At 58.0% G+C, this 15,471-nt stretch carries 18 protein-coding genes; 7 read left to right on the forward strand and 11 right to left on the reverse strand.

From position 1 onward, the window contains the following. Position 1: 1 nt before the first annotated feature. Positions 2-460: a 50S ribosomal protein L13 gene (gene rplM, locus ACN5AZ_RS02880; RefSeq protein WP_419427335.1), complete on the reverse strand. Its 459-nt coding sequence runs from the start codon at positions 458-460 to the stop codon at positions 2-4. A gap of 312 nt (positions 461-772) precedes the next feature. Here rplM and ACN5AZ_RS02885 point away from each other — a divergent pair, with 312 nt between their 5' ends. Next, entirely contained in the window at positions 773-1,573 is an 801-nt protein-coding gene (locus ACN5AZ_RS02885) for a crotonase/enoyl-CoA hydratase family protein (RefSeq protein ID WP_419427336.1), read from the forward strand. A gap of 5 nt (positions 1,574-1,578) precedes the next feature. On the opposite strand, the gene ACN5AZ_RS02890 is transcribed toward ACN5AZ_RS02885, so the two are convergent. Then, complete coding sequence (locus ACN5AZ_RS02890; protein WP_419427337.1) at positions 1,579-2,001, reverse strand: PaaI family thioesterase; 423 nt, start codon at positions 1,999-2,001, stop codon at positions 1,579-1,581. A 52-nt stretch (positions 2,002-2,053) separates the two neighbouring features. Here ACN5AZ_RS02890 and ACN5AZ_RS02895 point away from each other — a divergent pair, with 52 nt between their 5' ends. Genes ACN5AZ_RS02895 through gluQRS form a run of 4 tightly spaced genes read left to right on the forward strand, consistent with a single transcriptional unit; the run spans position 2,054 to position 5,341 of the window. Further along, on the forward strand, positions 2,054-2,845 hold the full coding sequence (locus ACN5AZ_RS02895; protein ID WP_419427338.1) for an enoyl-CoA hydratase: 792 nt from the start codon (positions 2,054-2,056) through the stop codon (positions 2,843-2,845). Between the two features lie 49 nt (positions 2,846-2,894). Continuing rightward, entirely contained in the window at positions 2,895-4,247 is a 1,353-nt protein-coding gene (trmFO, locus tag ACN5AZ_RS02900; protein WP_419427339.1) for a methylenetetrahydrofolate--tRNA-(uracil(54)-C(5))-methyltransferase (FADH(2)-oxidizing) TrmFO, read from the forward strand. Beyond that, a complete protein-coding gene (locus ACN5AZ_RS02905) occupies positions 4,244-4,450 on the forward strand; it encodes a hypothetical protein (protein ID WP_419427340.1) in 207 nt (68 codons plus the stop codon). Before trmFO ends, ACN5AZ_RS02905 begins: the two co-directional genes overlap by 4 nt. A gap of 21 nt (positions 4,451-4,471) precedes the next feature. Next, positions 4,472-5,341 (forward strand): tRNA glutamyl-Q(34) synthetase GluQRS, encoded by an 870-nt coding sequence (gluQRS, locus tag ACN5AZ_RS02910; RefSeq protein ID WP_419427341.1) that lies wholly within the window; start codon positions 4,472-4,474, stop codon positions 5,339-5,341. Here the strand turns inward: gluQRS and hisI are convergent. After that, positions 5,338-5,700, reverse strand: coding sequence for a phosphoribosyl-AMP cyclohydrolase (gene hisI, locus ACN5AZ_RS02915; protein ID WP_419427342.1), 363 nt, complete (start codon positions 5,698-5,700; stop codon positions 5,338-5,340). The genes gluQRS and hisI overlap by 4 nt on opposite strands. 75 nt (positions 5,701-5,775) lie before the next feature. Between hisI and ACN5AZ_RS02920 the strand changes: the two genes are divergently transcribed. After that, positions 5,776-6,228 (forward strand): iron-sulfur cluster assembly scaffold protein, encoded by a 453-nt coding sequence (locus tag ACN5AZ_RS02920; RefSeq protein ID WP_419427343.1) that lies wholly within the window; start codon positions 5,776-5,778, stop codon positions 6,226-6,228. Between the two features lie 173 nt (positions 6,229-6,401). Here ACN5AZ_RS02920 and ACN5AZ_RS02925 read toward each other — a convergent pair whose 3' ends face one another. The 5 genes from ACN5AZ_RS02925 to ACN5AZ_RS02945 all read right to left on the reverse strand — a co-directional run bounded on the left by ACN5AZ_RS02925 (position 6,402) and on the right by ACN5AZ_RS02945 (position 12,003). After that, a complete protein-coding gene (locus ACN5AZ_RS02925) occupies positions 6,402-6,524 on the reverse strand; it encodes a hypothetical protein (protein ID WP_419427344.1) in 123 nt (40 codons plus the stop codon). 106 nt (positions 6,525-6,630) lie between these two features. Continuing rightward, the gene (gene recG, locus ACN5AZ_RS02930; RefSeq protein ID WP_419427345.1) at positions 6,631-8,721 is read right to left on the reverse strand and encodes an ATP-dependent DNA helicase RecG; all 2,091 of its coding nucleotides are present in this window, start codon (positions 8,719-8,721) and stop codon (positions 6,631-6,633) included. Beyond that, a complete protein-coding gene (gene ligA / locus ACN5AZ_RS02935; protein ID WP_419427346.1) occupies positions 8,718-10,832 on the reverse strand; it encodes an NAD-dependent DNA ligase LigA in 2,115 nt (704 codons plus the stop codon). The genes recG and ligA overlap by 4 nt, the downstream gene beginning before the upstream one ends. A gap of 80 nt (positions 10,833-10,912) precedes the next feature. Continuing rightward, positions 10,913-11,629: a response regulator transcription factor CtrA gene (gene ctrA / locus ACN5AZ_RS02940; RefSeq protein ID WP_419427347.1), complete on the reverse strand. Its 717-nt coding sequence runs from the start codon at positions 11,627-11,629 to the stop codon at positions 10,913-10,915. A gap of 95 nt (positions 11,630-11,724) precedes the next feature. After that, on the reverse strand, positions 11,725-12,003 hold the full coding sequence (locus ACN5AZ_RS02945) for a DUF1153 domain-containing protein (protein ID WP_419427348.1): 279 nt from the start codon (positions 12,001-12,003) through the stop codon (positions 11,725-11,727). 125 nt (positions 12,004-12,128) lie between these two features. On the opposite strand from ACN5AZ_RS02945, the gene mnmA reads away from it, so the two are divergent. Then, the gene (gene mnmA / locus ACN5AZ_RS02950; RefSeq protein ID WP_419427349.1) at positions 12,129-13,280 is read left to right on the forward strand and encodes a tRNA 2-thiouridine(34) synthase MnmA; all 1,152 of its coding nucleotides are present in this window, start codon (positions 12,129-12,131) and stop codon (positions 13,278-13,280) included. Between the two features lie 56 nt (positions 13,281-13,336). Here the strand turns inward: mnmA and ACN5AZ_RS02955 are convergent, their stop codons facing one another. The 3 genes from ACN5AZ_RS02955 to ACN5AZ_RS02965 form a co-directional block, all read right to left on the reverse strand. Then, complete coding sequence (locus tag ACN5AZ_RS02955; protein ID WP_419427350.1) at positions 13,337-13,834, reverse strand: ferritin-like domain-containing protein; 498 nt, start codon at positions 13,832-13,834, stop codon at positions 13,337-13,339. A 138-nt stretch (positions 13,835-13,972) separates the two neighbouring features. Further along, positions 13,973-15,181, reverse strand: a complete 1,209-nt coding sequence (locus ACN5AZ_RS02960) for a beta-ketoacyl-[acyl-carrier-protein] synthase family protein (protein ID WP_419427351.1) — start codon at positions 15,179-15,181, stop codon at positions 13,973-13,975. After that, a complete protein-coding gene (locus ACN5AZ_RS02965; RefSeq protein ID WP_419427352.1) occupies positions 15,178-15,438 on the reverse strand; it encodes an acyl carrier protein in 261 nt (86 codons plus the stop codon). Before ACN5AZ_RS02965 ends, ACN5AZ_RS02960 begins: the two co-directional genes overlap by 4 nt. Between the last annotated feature and the right edge of the window lie 33 nt (positions 15,439-15,471).

Below are 15,471 nucleotides of genomic sequence, written 5' to 3' on the forward strand. Positions count from 1 at the left end.
ATTACACCCGGGTGTTCTTGGAGTTCTTGGATTTCACGTCCAGAACTTCGGGGTTCTGGGCTTCATGCGGGTGATCCGCCGAAGCATAAATACGCAGGTTTGTCAGTTGCTTGCGCGACAGGCGGTTGCCCGGCAGCATACGCTTGACCGCTTGGAACACGACCCGTTCGGGGTGCGCGCCATCAAGGATCTGCTGCTTGGTGCGGGATTTGATCCCACCCGGGTGGCCGGTGTGCCAGTAGAAGTTTTCTTCGCGCTTCTTGCCCGTCAGCTGGACCTTGTCGGCGTTAACAACGATAACGTTGTCGCCCATGTCCATGTGGGGGGTGAAGGACGGCTTGTGCTTGCCGCGCAGACGCATGGCAATGATCGAGGCGAGACGACCCAGCACGACGCCCTCGGCGTCGACCACGATCCACTTCTTCTCGATGTCTGCCGGAGTTGCAGAGAAGGTTTTCATGTTACAGTCCAGTATCTGTGGCCGAAAAATCCGACCGGTCCGATAGAGAAGAGCCGAGGTTTCCCCCGGCTCGAAATTCGATGGGCGGGTTATATACATCATCGCGCCCCAGTCAACAGGCCAATATCGCAAAGTATTAAACAATATCAATTGCTTACAATTAAGGTATTTAAATACCCCACTTAAGCAGCCAGTTTCGCACTCTCTTTCACCGGTGCGAGGACAGGTCATTGAATTTTCCCGCATAGCGTGACGTCATACTATGCCTGCCCGGATTTGTTGTGGTTTGCTTATCAGGGAGAGGAGACCGCCATGACCGACACACAAACCGTCCAACTGACCATCAGTGACCACATTGCCGAAGTTGTTCTGAACCGCCCCCACCGAAACAACGCCGTCGACATATCTGTATTCGAAGGGCTCGCAGAAGCAGGCCAGCAGATATCCGAAAATCGGGATGTACGGGCCGTGGTTTTGCGCGGGAATGGCGATCATTTCTGCTCCGGCATCGACACCGCCCTATTCACAAGCAATCCCGACCCAAAGTCGTTGATCGATCGCATTCTGACCCTGCCTGAGGGCGAAACGTCCAATTTCTTCCAAAAACCATGCACGATCTGGCAAGAGATAGATGTCCCCGTTATCGCGGCCCTGCATGGTGTGACCTATGGCGCTGGTTTCCAGATCGCTTTGGGTGCTGATATTCGCATCGCCTCCGCCTGCACCCGTATGTCGGTCATGGAAATCAAATGGGGGCTGATCCCGGATATGGGCATTTCGACCACCCTGCCCCGATTGATGCGGGCCGATCTGGCCAAAGAGTTGATCTTCACCGGTCGTATCGTCGAGGCCGACGAGGCACTGACCTTGGGATTGGTCACGCGCATCACGCAAGAGCCTGATGAGGCTGCCCATGCCCTGGCTCTGCAAATCGCGCAGAAAAATCCCGACGCGATCCGCCGTGATAAACGGTTGATGAATGAAGCGTGGACCGCGCAACGCGCAGAGGCACTTCGTTTGGAGGCCGTCTTACAGGCTGAAGTGATCGGGCAGCCGAACCAGATGGAGGCCGTCTTTGCGAACATGCAAAAACGCCCCCCGCGTTTTACCTGATCCCATTACCGGACAGGTGGTATGGAATAGGTTAACGTCGCATGGGCCACTGGATCGTCGCAGCCTTCACTGGTGAGCATGACATCGATCACGGCCAGCGACTTGCCCAGCTTGAGAACACGCCCCTCCGCCAGAATATCCACGCCTGAGGCAGGTTTGCGCATGAAGTCGATCGAACAATGCAAGGTGACGGCCAGGGCCTGTTTGCCAATGTGCATCATGACCCCGACATAGGCGGTCACATCTGCAAGGCTGAACATCGCGGGCCCGGAGACCGTCCCGCCGGGGCGTAAGTGACGCTCATCGTTGAGCAACCGCATCACGATTTCCCCCGGCGCCATACGTTCAATTGCGAACATCCCCCTGACCTGCGGGAAAACTTCTTCTAAAAAGCTTTCCATTTCCTGTTGGCCAACAACAATTTGCATGGTCTCCTCCTCCTGTCACGACAGCTAAACCCGCCCAAACCGTGAGGACAAGATGGCACTTTTGATCAGACAGGATGCAAAAGGCATCGCGCGACTGACGCTCAACAGCCCCGCGAACCTTAACGCCCTATCCGATGAGATGCTGGACGCGCTGCAATCAGAGATTGACGCATTGGCCGCTGATCCTGCCATTCGGGTGGTGGTCCTATCTGGCGCGGGAAAGGCATTTTGTGCAGGGCATGATCTTAAGCAAATGCAGGCCGCCAGAGGCCAAACGGACAAAGGTCGTGCATATTACGCCGATCTCTTTGCACGATGTTCCCGAGTTATGCTCGGCCTGCAAAAGCTTCCACAACCTGTCATCGCGGAAGTCCACGGAATCGCCACCGCTGCGGGATGCCAATTGGTCGCAAGCTGTGACATGGCCGTTGCCGCCGACAACACGCGCTTTGGTGTAAACGGCGTCAATATTGGACTTTTCTGTTCTACCCCGATGGTGGCGTTAACCCGGAATATTCCGTGCAAGAAAGCGTTTGAAATGCTGACCACAGGGCATTTTCTGACTGCTGCAGAAGCTGCGGATCTTGGGCTGATCAACCGCGCCGTTCCGGCCAGCGAACTTGCAAACGCAACGCAGTCTCTCGCAGAAACCGTCGCCGCAAAGCTGTCCGCGGCAGTTAAGATCGGAAAATCGGCGTTTTATGAACAACTGCCCATGTCGGCCGAGGACGCATATGCCTTTACCGGCAAAGTCATGGTGGAGAACATGCTGTGGCGGGACACAGATGAAGGGGTCTCTGCCTTCCTCGAAAAGCGCCCTCCCGACTGGTCGGACACAGACTGATCAACAAATGCCTCTTGGAAGACAGCAACGCTTCGCCTAAATCCGCGCTATGACACAGACACTTCATATCGTTGGCGGCGGAATGGCCGGATCCGAGGCCGCATGGCAGGCCGCAAACCTTGGCATTCAGGTTGTTCTGCACGAAATGCGGCCCAAGGTGGAAACCTTTGCGCACCGCACCGGCGATCTGGGCGAGATGGTGTGCTCCAATTCCTTCCGTTCTGACGATCACGAACAGAACGCCGTCGGGCTTCTTCATTGGGAGATGCGTCAGGCCGGCGGGCTCATCATGGACACGGCTTACGCCAACCGCCTTCCCGCCGGAGGGGCGCTGGCCGTGGATCGCGATGCGTTTTCGGCCGCGGTGACCGCAAAACTGATTAACCACCCGAACATTAAAGTATCTTACGAAGAGATTACCGACCTGCCTGACGACGGGCATTGGATCTTCGCCACAGGTCCCCTGACATCCGAGAGCCTTGGCGGCGCCATCCAAGCCGAAACCGGCGCGGACCGTCTCGCGTTTTTCGATGCTATCGCCCCCATCGTTTACGCGGACAGCATCGATATGTCGGTCGCCTGGAAGCAGTCGCGATATGACAAGGGCGAGACCGAGGAAGAACAAAAGGCCTATATCAACTGCCCGATGACCAAGCCGCAATACGAGGCCTTCATCGACGCGCTTCTGGCTGCCGACAAAACCGAATTCCACGAGGGTGAGACGGCGAAATATTTCGACGGCTGCCTTCCCATCGAAGTGATGGCAGAGCGCGGCCGTGAAACTTTGCGGCACGGGCCGATGAAGCCAGTCGGCCTGACAAATCCGCACGACCCCGAAACAAAGGCCTACGCCGTGGTACAGTTGCGCCGCGACAACGCGCTTGGCACGCTGTACAATATCGTAGGCTTCCAGACAAAGATGAAGTACGGCGCACAAACATCTGTTTTCAAAATGATTCCCGGACTGGAGGACGCTTCATTTGCGCGTTTGGGTGGCATTCACCGCAACACATTCCTCAACAGCCCGACGCTGTTGGACAGCCAGATGCGTCTGCGATCGAAACCCCATATTCGGTTTGCCGGACAGGTCACCGGCGTCGAAGGGTATGTGGAAAGCTCGGCCATGGGCCTGCTGGCCGGACGAATGGCCGCCCATGAAATGCTCCGGGCCCCGCTCGCGGATGTGCCCCAGGATACCGCGCATGGCGCCCTGATCCATCACATCACCGGCGGCGCCGAGGCTAAGACATTCCAGCCCATGAACGTTAATTTCGGCCTGTTCCGCCCTCTTGAAGGACTCCGCGGTGGCCGTCGGGGTCGCAAAGACCGCTACAAGGCCTATACTGATCGGGCAAAGGCATGCTGGACGGACTGGCTTGCCGCGCAAAAGGAACCGGCATGAACTATGTCCTCGCTCTCTTTCTGCCACCCCTGTCCATTTTGCTGACCGGACGGGTGTTTGTCTCCATCGCCGTGTTTATCATCTGGGTCCCGGCGATTTTGTTTTCCGGCGGGCTGACCCATCCGATGTTTATCTTGTTGGCTTGGATCCTGATCTATCAGGCGAACGCAGATCGGCGTGCCCAGCGGTATGGTCGAGATTAACAAGACTACGCAACCACCTGTATGATAACGCGTTTTGCCCCCAGCCCAACCGGCCCTCTCCACTTGGGCCATGCCTATTCCGCCATGTTGGCATTCGACATGGCGCAGGCAGCCGGGGGCGTTTTTCATGTGCGGATAGATGATCTTGATCAATCAAGAAGCCGCGCCGCGTGGGAGGCCCAGATCTACGATGATCTCCACTGGCTTGGGCTGAGCTGGCCAACGCCCTGTCGTCGCGAATCCGAGCATCTGGCAGACTATGACGTCGCTTTGGATCGGCTGTGGCAGATGGGTTTGCTGTACCCTTGTCACTGCAGCCGACGGGACATTCGCGATGCGTTAAACGCACCGCAAGAGGCGGCTGTCGGGCCGGATGGGCTGGTCTATCCCGGCACCTGCAAGCCCGCGTTCATGGGGCCCGACAGGCCTAGACCGCGTGACGTCACCTTGCGCCTCGACATGACAAAAGCCTGCGCTTTTCTAAATAACAGCAGTGATTTACGGGGCTTTCATGAAGCGATACATGCGGACCCTCGTCCGCAAATCATTGCCAACACGAAATCTCACCTTATCCAAAACGTCGGAGACGTTGTTTTGGCCCGCCGCGACATGGGCGCGGCTTACCACCTTGCGGTGGTTGTGGATGACGCGGCGCAGCTGGTTACAGACGTCGTGCGCGGCCAAGATCTGTTCGAGGCCACACGCATCCACGTTCTGCTTCAGCAGCTTTTGGGGCTTCCTACGCCGCGCTATCATCATCATATGCTGATCCGCGATGATATGGGTAAACGACTGGCGAAACGCGACGATGCCCGCGCCATCGCCACCTACCGTGACGATGGACATACGCCCGCGGACATTCGTCGAATGGTCGGGCTTCCCGTGGCTTAATCGGCCATTGGCTTCATCAGTTCGATTTCGTTACCGCTGCTGACCGAGGTGTAAAAGCACGACCGGCGGTTCGTGTGGCAGGCTGCGCCCGTCTGACGCACCACAGCCAACAGGCAATCCCGGTCGCAGTCCAACCTGAGATCCACCAGCTCTTGCGTGTGACCGGAGGTTTCGCCCTTGATCCAGAACGACTTCCGTGATCGAGACCAATAGGTTACGCGTCGAGTCTCAAGCGTTTTGGCAACGCTTTCCGCGTTCATCCACGCCATCATCAGGACCTCTCCGGTGCCTTCCTGTTGGGCGATGCAGGGGATCAGGCCGCGGTCGTCGTAGACCAAACTTTCGGGATCGAAGGACATGAGGTGAAAAACCTTTTGCTTGGCAGTGTTGCAAGCCTATGTAAGAGGAACCTTCCCGAAGCGAAAGCCCACGGCATGACGGCAGAAACCGATCTGATCAAATTATATTCCGGCCGGATACTGGAGTTGGCATCCAACATTCCCAACACAGGCCGGCTCGACGCGCCGGATGCAACCGTTAAGAAACGTTCGCCGCTGTGTGGATCTACTGTGACGGTTGATCTGAACATGCGCGACGGCGTGGTCACGGACTTCGGACAGGACGTCAAAGCCTGTGCGTTAGGTCAGGCTGCGGCGTCCGTCGTCGGTGGCGCAATCGTCGGCCAAACACCCGAACAGATTCTCGCCGCGCGAGACGCCCTGCATGAGATGTTGAAACACGACGGTCCCACCCCCTCTGCACCGTTTGACGGGCTGGAGGTGCTCCGCCCCGCCAGCGCCTATAAAAACCGTCATGCGTCTATCATGCTGGCTTTGGACGCGTCTGTCGAAGCCATAAACCAGACCCAAACGGCGCAATCCGTCTGAAAACTCCCTAAACGATAAAAAAAACCGCCGCACTCCGGGACAGGAGGCGGCGGGAAATTGCGTGCTGTTCAGAAACCAATCGGTCACAGGCAGGAAACCGAGGGGGATACAAACCAGTCGCCGGGACAAGGCGGTCTGGCGGGATTACTGACACGCAGGCAGAAAGTCGAAACTCACAGAACAGAGGGAATATGCAGCGCGCCCAACAGGATAACTGCGAGGCTCAATGCCCCAAGCGCGTCCTGCCACAATTGGCCTTGTTGGCGGTTCAAGGTTGCTTTGACAGTATCGAGCATGGGTCACTCCGTTCCGTTTGTTAACTCTTTGTTCTCACATTAACCCCACTCTGTAAAGAACTAAATGAGAACATCGATCAAAAAGAGAACAAACAAGAACAGTGCGCTACCCCACGCCGATCAATCGGATCGCCTCATCCTGACGCATAAGCCACAGCAACACGCGCGCCGCCTGCCCGCGTGGGCTTTCCAGCTTCGGATCCTCCGCCAGAAGACGGCGCGCGTCCGACTGAGCAATCGCCATGAGACCGGCCTGCCGTTCCAGATCGGCGACCCTGAATTTTGGTAATCCCGATTGCGCCACACCGATCAGATCCCCGGCGCCCCGCATCTCCAGGTCGACCTCTGCAATGCGAAAGCCGTCTTCGGTCTCTCGCAGCGTGGTTAACCGTTTCAGGCCGTTTTCGGACAACGGCGGCTGATACATCAACAAACAGGTCGAGGCTGCATCCCCCCGCCCAACGCGCCCCCGCAACTGATGGAGCTGGGCCAGACCAAAGGTTTCTGCCCGCTCAATGACCATGATCGTGGCATTGGGCACGTTCACTCCGACCTCGATCACCGTGGTTGCGACCAAGACGCTGGTTTTCCCCGCGACGAAATCGGCCATCGCCGCGTCTTTTTCCGATGGGGGCATTTGCCCGTGAACAAGCCCTACCACCTGATCGCCAAGCGCTGCGCGCAGCTTCTCAAACCGTGCTTCGGCCGCAATCAGATCAGAGGTTTCGCTTTCCTCGACCAAGGGGCACACCCAATAGGCCTGACGCCCTTCGGCCACAGCCTTTTTCAGGTGATCGACCACGTCTTGGGTCTTTTCGGTCGATAAAAGGGCAGTTTTGATCGGTTTGCGGCCCGGCGGCTTCTCATCCAGCACCGACACGTCCATATCGCCGTATTGCGCCAATGCCAAAGAGCGTGGGATCGGTGTCGCGGTCATGACCAGAACATCGGCGCCCGCGCCTTTCTTGCCCAACTCCAATCGCTGGCGCACCCCAAAGCGGTGCTGCTCATCCACAATCGCCAACCGCAAATCGTCAAAGACCACATCCGCCTGAAACACGGCATGCGTCCCGACCAGAATGTGAATATCCCCGCGCGCCAGAGCCTCAAGCTTGGCGCGGCGTTCCGCCCCTTTGTCGCGCCCGGTCAAAAGCTCCAGCACCACGCCCGCGCTGGCGGCGAGGGACTGAAGACCTTCCAAATGCTGACGAGCCAGAATTTCTGTCGGCGCCATCATGACGCCCTGCCCGCCCGCCTCCACCGCTGTGAGCAGTGCCATAAAAGCGACCAAAGTCTTGCCAGCGCCCACATCCCCCTGCAACAGACGGTTCATCTTCTCCGGCAAAGCGAGGTCGCCGGAGATCTCTTCGATGGCACGGGTTTGTGCATTGGTCGGGCGGTACGGCAGGGACGCCAGAACGCGGTTTCGCAGGCGCCCATCCCCTTGGGTTACAATCCCGGCCCGTTTGCGTCGAGCCGCCCGCGCCAACCCGAGTGTGAGCTGATGCGCCATCAGCTCATCATAAGCCAGCCGCGCGCGATCTGGTGCGACGGGACTTATCGCATCAAAGCTGTCGGGGCTGTGAACGGACACCAACGCATCATGCCAATTGGGCCAGTTTTCGGCCTCTTTCTGCCCGCGATCAATCCACTCTGGCAACTCGGGAACGCGCGATTGCGCATCGGCAATGGCTTTGGTCATCACCTTCTGTGTCACGCCGCCCGTCAACGGATAGATCGGCTCGAATCGAGGCAGTGAATTTGCGGCCCCACTGTCGATGACATGGTCGGGGTGAACCATCTGCGGCATGCCGTCGAACAGCTCGACCCGACCGGACACAATCCGTTGTTCACCCACCGGCAAAAGGCGTTTGAGATACTCGGCATTGCCGCGGAAAAACACCAACTGAAACCGGATGGCGCTATCGTCGACCTCGATACGATATGCGCCCCCACGGCTGCGCGGGGGCATATGTCGCCCGATTTCAACCGAAACCGTTAATATCGTGGGAAAATCCGCGCCAGCGACCGTGTCTCGAAGACGCCGATCCGTCACACTATATGGTAGAGTGTATAGTAAATCACGCGGGCTTTCGATCCCCGCGTGTGACAGGGATCGCGCCGTTTTGGGCCCTATGCCGTCCAGGACTTTGACGTCCGCAAACAGCGGCCAAAGACTCTCTGGACGTCCGCTCATCCGTTGATCAACTCAAGCCAGTCATCTTCGTTAAGGACCGTTAGGCCAAGCTCTAACGCCTTCTTCTCCTTGGACCCCGCGCCCGGTCCAGCCACGACAATGTCGGTCTTTTTCGAAACAGAGCCCGACACTTTTGCGCCGAGCGCTTCTGCCCGCGCCTTTGCCTCTGCGCGGCTCATGCGTTCCAAAGTTCCAGTAAAGACCACTGTTTTACCAGCCACAGGTGAGCCGGAGGTGTCCGGACGCTCAGCCGCCTGAACGGTCAGTTGCGACACCAACCGCTCAATCGAGGCTTTCTCTGCCGGCTGGTTCATTGCCGAGACCAGGGACTCCGCCATGACCGCGCCGATCCCATCGACCGACAGCAGATCCTCCCAAGCATCGCCAGTCAACGGCTGCGCCGCACTGATCGCCGCGTCAAACGCGTCCCACGTCCCATAATGACGGGCCAACAGCGCCGAGGCGCTTTCGCCCACGTGTCGAATGCCAAGGCCGAAAATCAAACGCGCCAAGGGGATCGTTCGGCGATCGTCAATTGCATCAAAGAGCTTCTGTGCCGACTTTTCCCCCCAACCTTCGCGGTTTTTCAACTGCTGAATGCCGGACCCGTACCGTTCTTTGAGCAAAAAGATATCGGCAGGCTCCGCGATCCAGCCATCGGTGTAGAACTGTTCAACCTGCTTTGCCCCCAATCCGTCGATATCAAATGCAGAGCGGCCCACGAAGTGCTTCAATTTTTCGACAGCCTGCGCCGGGCAAATCAATCCGCCGGAGCAACGGCGTACTGCATCACCGGCTTCGCGGATCGCGTCGGATCCACACTCGGGACATTTGGTCGGAAACACGTAAGTTTCCGCATCTTCGGGCCGTTTAGCGAGATCCACATCCGCTATTTTCGGAATAACGTCCCCAGCGCGATAGACTTGGACCCAGTCGCCAACGCGAATATCCTTTCCATCGCGAATGATCCCGCCGCCGCTGTCTTTGCCCGCGATGTAATCTTCGTTGTGCAAAGTCGCGTTCGACACCACAACACCGCCCACCGTGACAGGCGTCAATCGAGCGACCGGAGACAATGCCCCTGTACGGCCGACTTGAATATCAATGGCTTCAAGACGGGTCCAAGCCAGTTCCGCCGGGAATTTATGGGCAATCGCCCATCTCGGCGTGGTTGACCGGAAACCGAGGCGTTCTTGCAGAGCAAGCTCATCGACTTTGTACACCACGCCGTCGATATCATAGCCCAAAGTCGCGCGCTGCGCTTCGATATCCCGGTAATGGGACAGCATCTCTTCGGGACCGCTGCACAGCCTCGTCAAAGGGTTCGTTTGAAACCCAAGAGCCGCCAGCCGCTGGATCGCCCCTGACTGCGTATCGGACAGTGGCTCCGACAAGGCGCCCCAAGCGTAGGCGAAAAAACGCAGCGGGCGTTCAGCCGTTATCCGACTGTCCAACTGCCGTAACGACCCAGCAGCCGCGTTGCGCGGGTTTGCGAAGGTCTTCCCCCCGCGCGATGCTTGGCGCTCATTCAAGGCTTCGAAGTCCGCATGCGCCATGTACACTTCGCCGCGTACCTCGAGGATCTCAGGTGCGCCTTCAAGTTTCTGCGGAATATCACCGATCGTGCGCGCATTCGCAGTGACGTTCTCTCCCTCCTGCCCGTCGCCGCGTGTTGCTGCCCGAACAAGTATGCCGTCTTCATAGCGAATGCTCAGAGACAGCCCGTCAATCTTTGGTTCGGCTGTGAACTTCAGGGCATCTTCGCTCGACAATCCAAGATAGCGGCGGATTGAATCGTCGAAATCGGCGATATCACTGTCGTCAAACGCATTTGCCAGCGACAACATGCGCACATCGTGGCGCACTTTTGAAAAACCTTCGGCCGGGGCCGCGCCGACAAGCTCGCTTGGGCTGTCCTGCCGCTTTAAGTCAGGAAAGCGGGCCTCGATCTGGGCATTGCGCTGCTTCAGACGATCATAGTCGGCATCGCTTAGTTCAGGTGCATCGGCTTGGTGGTAAGCTTGATTTGCTTGACCCAAAATTTCGGCCAGCGCGCGAAGCTCCTCGCGCGCTTGATCCTCGGTCAACGCTTCGACCGCAATGTCTTCCATGCCAATCCCTCGGACGCTCCGTCGTCTTGGATGTGATAGGGCGGCACACGGCCAAGGTCCAGCGGATGACCCGTATTAGATCAGGCGTTCGCAGCCATTTTTTTGTTGTCATCTTCCGTGGGTTCAGGGTCGCGCAGCACGTAGCCGCGCCCCCAGACCGTTTCGATGTAATTATCGTCACCGGTGGCTTCGGACAGCTTTTTGCGAAGTTTACAGATGAAGACATCGATAATCTTCAGCTCGGGTTCATCCATGCCGCCATAGAGGTGGTTGAGAAACATCTCTTTGGTCAGGGTGGTTCCCTTCCGCAAAGAGAGCAGCTCGAGCATCTGGTATTCCTTGCCCGTCAGATGAACGGACTTGCCGCCCACATCAACGGTCTTGGCGTCCAGATTAACGGAGACCTTGCCCGTGCGGATAACCGATTGGGAATGCCCCTTGGATCGGCGGATGATCGCATGGATGCGGGCCACCAGTTCGTCACGATGGAAGGGCTTGGTCATATAATCGTCTGCGCCGAAACCGAACCCTTTGATTTTCGACTGGGTGTCATCCTCGCCGGTGAGGATGAGGATCGGCGTATCGATCCGTGCGACCCGCAATTGGCGGAGAACCTCGTGCCCGTTCATATCGGGCAGGTTCAAATCCAGCAGGATCAGATCGTAATCGTAAAGCTTTGCCAGATCGATACCTTCCTCCCCCATATCCGTCGAATAGACGTTCAGGTTCGCATGACTCAGCATCAGCTCGATGCTTTTGGATGTGGTAGGGTCATCTTCAACTAGCAAAATACGCATTTGCGGTCTCCGGGGGTGGTCTAAGAGCTGACAATACCGTGATTGAAAAAGGTTAACGTCCTATTACCGCAGTTGAGCAAAGGCAACTATGCTACTTAAGGTTGACGATACCGCTGAACACGGGTCACTTTCAATGCATCTTCGCCGTGTTCCGTCGCCGCCTTGACCCATTCCAACAGTTCCTCCTCGCTCAACGCGTAGCGTTCCCGCGCCTGTTCCTGACTGATTAGCCCATATTGCACAGCCTTCACCACGGCAGCCTTTCGCGAGGCGACCCATCGTCTGGTCGCCGGCGGGGGCAAGTCCGCGCGTGTCATCGTAGAGCCGTCAGGAAGCTTCACCGCGCGCGGGCCATCAATCTTTTTGAGGTACATCGGTCACATCTCCGGGCATCGTCTGCGTGACGATAAAGACAGCCAGCCCTTAACGACGCCTGAAACCACCCCTTGAGAGTATTTCGATTTTTCCTATATTCCGCGCATTCCACGGAGATCGATCAATGCCCGAAGACATGCCCCTCAACAGCTTGGGCCTGCGCAAAGCGCCATCTGACACCCGCGTCGTCGTTGCCATGTCCGGCGGCGTCGACAGCTCTGTCGTGGCGGCGATGCTGAAAGACGAAGGCTATGATGTCATCGGTGTGACGCTGCAGCTTTATGACCACGGTGCCGCATTGGCGAAAAAGGGTGCATGCTGTGCAGGCATCGACATTCACGACGCCCGCAGGGTCGCCGAAGAAATGGGCTTCCCCCATTATGTTCTTGATTATGAGAACATTTTTCAGGACGCGGTGATCGACGAGTTTGCCGACAGCTACCTTGGCGGGGCGACGCCTGTGCCCTGTATCCGCTGCAACGAACGGGTGAAATTCAAGGATCTTCTGGAGACGGCCAAAGATCTGGATGCCGATGTCATGGCGACGGGGCACTACATCCAGCGCAAGGATGGGCCCACCGGCCCCGAGTTGCATTGCGCCACGGACGCCAACCGCGACCAAAGCTATTTCCTGTTCTCGACCACGCCCGAACAGCTTGATTTCCTTAGATTTCCCCTTGGTCACTTGCCCAGCAAGGATGCCACGCGCGAGCTTGCATCCAAATATGGTCTGGTTGTCGCGAACAAGCCCGACTCGCAGGACATCTGCTTTGTCCCCGATGGCAACTACGCCGCCGTGATCGAAAAGCTGCGCCCCGGATCGGCAGAGCCGGGCGAGATCGTACACGCAGATGGCCGTGTACTGGGCGAGCACAAGGGCGTGATCCACTACACGATCGGCCAGCGGCGCGGCTTGGGCATCGGCGGTTTGGACACGCCGCTTTATGTCGTCAAACTGGATGTCGAAAAGAAACAAGTGGTTGTCGGGCCTAAGGAAATGCTGGCCACACGGACCATCCCGGTGCGTGAGATCAACTGGCTCGGAGATGAGCCGCTGATGTCGCGCAAAGAATGGACGCTGGCCGTCAAGGTGCGGTCCACCCGCCCTCCGCGCGAGGCGATTCTGCGCCCGCTGTCCGAAACCACGGCCGAGGTCGAGCTGCTGACGCCGGAAGAGGGTGTGAGCCCCGGACAGGCCTGCGTTTTCTACGATCCCGACCATTCGGATGGCGCCAGCCGTATCTTTGGCGGCGGCTGGATCTGGCGCGGTTATTGATCGCAAAAAGGCCCCCGATTGGGGGCCTTTTACTATGCATTTAATTCAAATGCAGATCATTCAGCGGCAGCGCGGTTCACAGACCCCTGCGCGATTCCCGAGAAACGGCGGTCGCCGGACCAGGATGCGTCCAGCATTTCGCCCAGAGTGGCGGCCTCTTCCGTCAGGTCCAGACGATTCGCAAAAGCCGCGCAGCAGCCGTAGCCCGCGATCGCGTAGTGCGTCATGCGCTGATACTGGGTGATGATCATGGCATCACGCGCATCGTAGTCGCCGAACTCTTCTTCCAGACCGTGAGCGCGTGCTTCGGCAACCAGACCTTCCATGCCTTTGCAATGCTCGCCTTCGGGATCGGCGTCATGGGCGCGGATAATCTTTTCCAGATGCGCCTTGCCGTCTGCGATGCCGGATTTACCGGATTTCAGCGCATCTTTCAGCTCGGCGTCGGTTGCGGCAGCTGTCAGCGCATCCATCACGCCCTCTGCCTGCAAACACGCGCTGTAGAGATCTTGCAGCTGGTCGATGTAGACGTCTTTTAGGGTATTCAAAGCCATGGCTTCCTCCTGTGCGTTAGCCTTGTCTGTCCAACGCAACCTTTGGCTGGGAGTTCCCTAGAGATATCTTTCTGACGAGACGGCGCAGACGGCAACATCTGGACCGGGCCGGACTAAGCGCCGACCCGAATGATCAATTTAAATCCGCCCCAACGCCAGAACCGCGTTCAGACCGCCAAAGGCAAAAGCGTTGGAAAGCACCACATCAACCTCTGCCTCGCGCGCCTCGTTGGGCACAACGTCCAGAGCACATTCCGGATCGGGCTCCTCGTAGCCGATGGTCGGGGCGATCACGCCCTCGTTGAGCGCCATCAAGCAGGCCAGCAGTTCAACCGCGCCTGTGCCCCCGATCAGATGCCCGTGCATCGATTTGGTCGAGGATATCATCAGATCATTGGCGTGCTGTCCGAACACATCCGCCACGGCGGCGCTTTCTGTTTTGTCATTGGCGGCAGTGCCGGTGCCGTGGGCGTTGATGTAGCCGACACGGGTCTTGTCGATACCGCCATCGCGCAGCGCACCGGAAATCGCCCGCGCCGCGCCCTGTTTTGACGGCATCACAATGTCCGCCGCATCCGATGTCATCGCAAACCCCAAGACCTCGCCGAGGATCTCAGCCCCGCGCGCCTTGGCATGCTCGTATTCCTCAAAGACAAAGGCGCCCGCGCCCTCGCCCTGCACCATGCCGTTGCGGGTGGCCGAGAACGGGCGGCAGGCATCCTTGGACATCACCCGCAAACCTTCCCAGGCCTTTACCCCGCCAAAGCACAGCATAGATTCGGAACCGCCGGTGATCATCGCCGTACACATGCCCGACCGGATCATCGAAAAGGCCTGTCCCATCGCGTGGTTCGACGAAGAACACGCCGTCGCCACCGTAAAGGAAGGGCCGCGCAGGTTGAATTCCATCGACACATGGCTGGTCGCGGCGTTGTTCATCAGCTTTGGCACCACAAACGGGTGCACGCGGTTCTTGCCCTCTTCGTAGACGGCGCGGTAATTTTCATCCTGCGTCGTCAGACCGCCACCCGATGTGCCCAGAACCACACCGGAGCGATCTGCCATCTCGCCATGAAATTCCAGACCGGACTGCGCCACGGCCTGTCGCACAGCGATCAGGGTAAATTGCGTAAAGCGGTCATAAAGCGACAGTTGCTGGCGATTGAACACAGACTCCGGGTCGAACCCTTTGACCTGCGCGCCGATTTTGACCGCCAGCCGGTCAACGTCCCGAAATTCCAGCGGGCCGATGCCACAGCGGCCTTCGCGCATGGCCTCTTGCGTGCTGGCCACGTCCATTCCCAGCGCGTTGATCGTTCCCGCGCCGGTGATCACAACCCGTTTCACGAGGCTTTCTCGGCAATCAGCTGCTCGATGCCCGCCACGATGGTCGCAACAGAAGATATGTCGAAATCCGAGGCTTCCGGCTCATTCGCGTTGAAAGGCACAGAGATATCAAAGGTCTCTTCGATGGCAAAGATCGCCTCGACCAAGCCCAGACTGTCGATTCCGACGCTTTCAGGGGTGCTGTCCATTGTGATGTCCGATGGCTCAAGCATGGCTTGCTCGGCGACGATCTCGATCACCTTGTCCTTGACGTTCATGGCTGCGACCTCACTCTCCCTCAGTTGGCGCAG

The organism is Sagittula sp. SSi028, from assembly GCF_048553715.1.
Taxonomy (GTDB): Bacteria; Pseudomonadota; Alphaproteobacteria; order Rhodobacterales; family Rhodobacteraceae; genus Sagittula.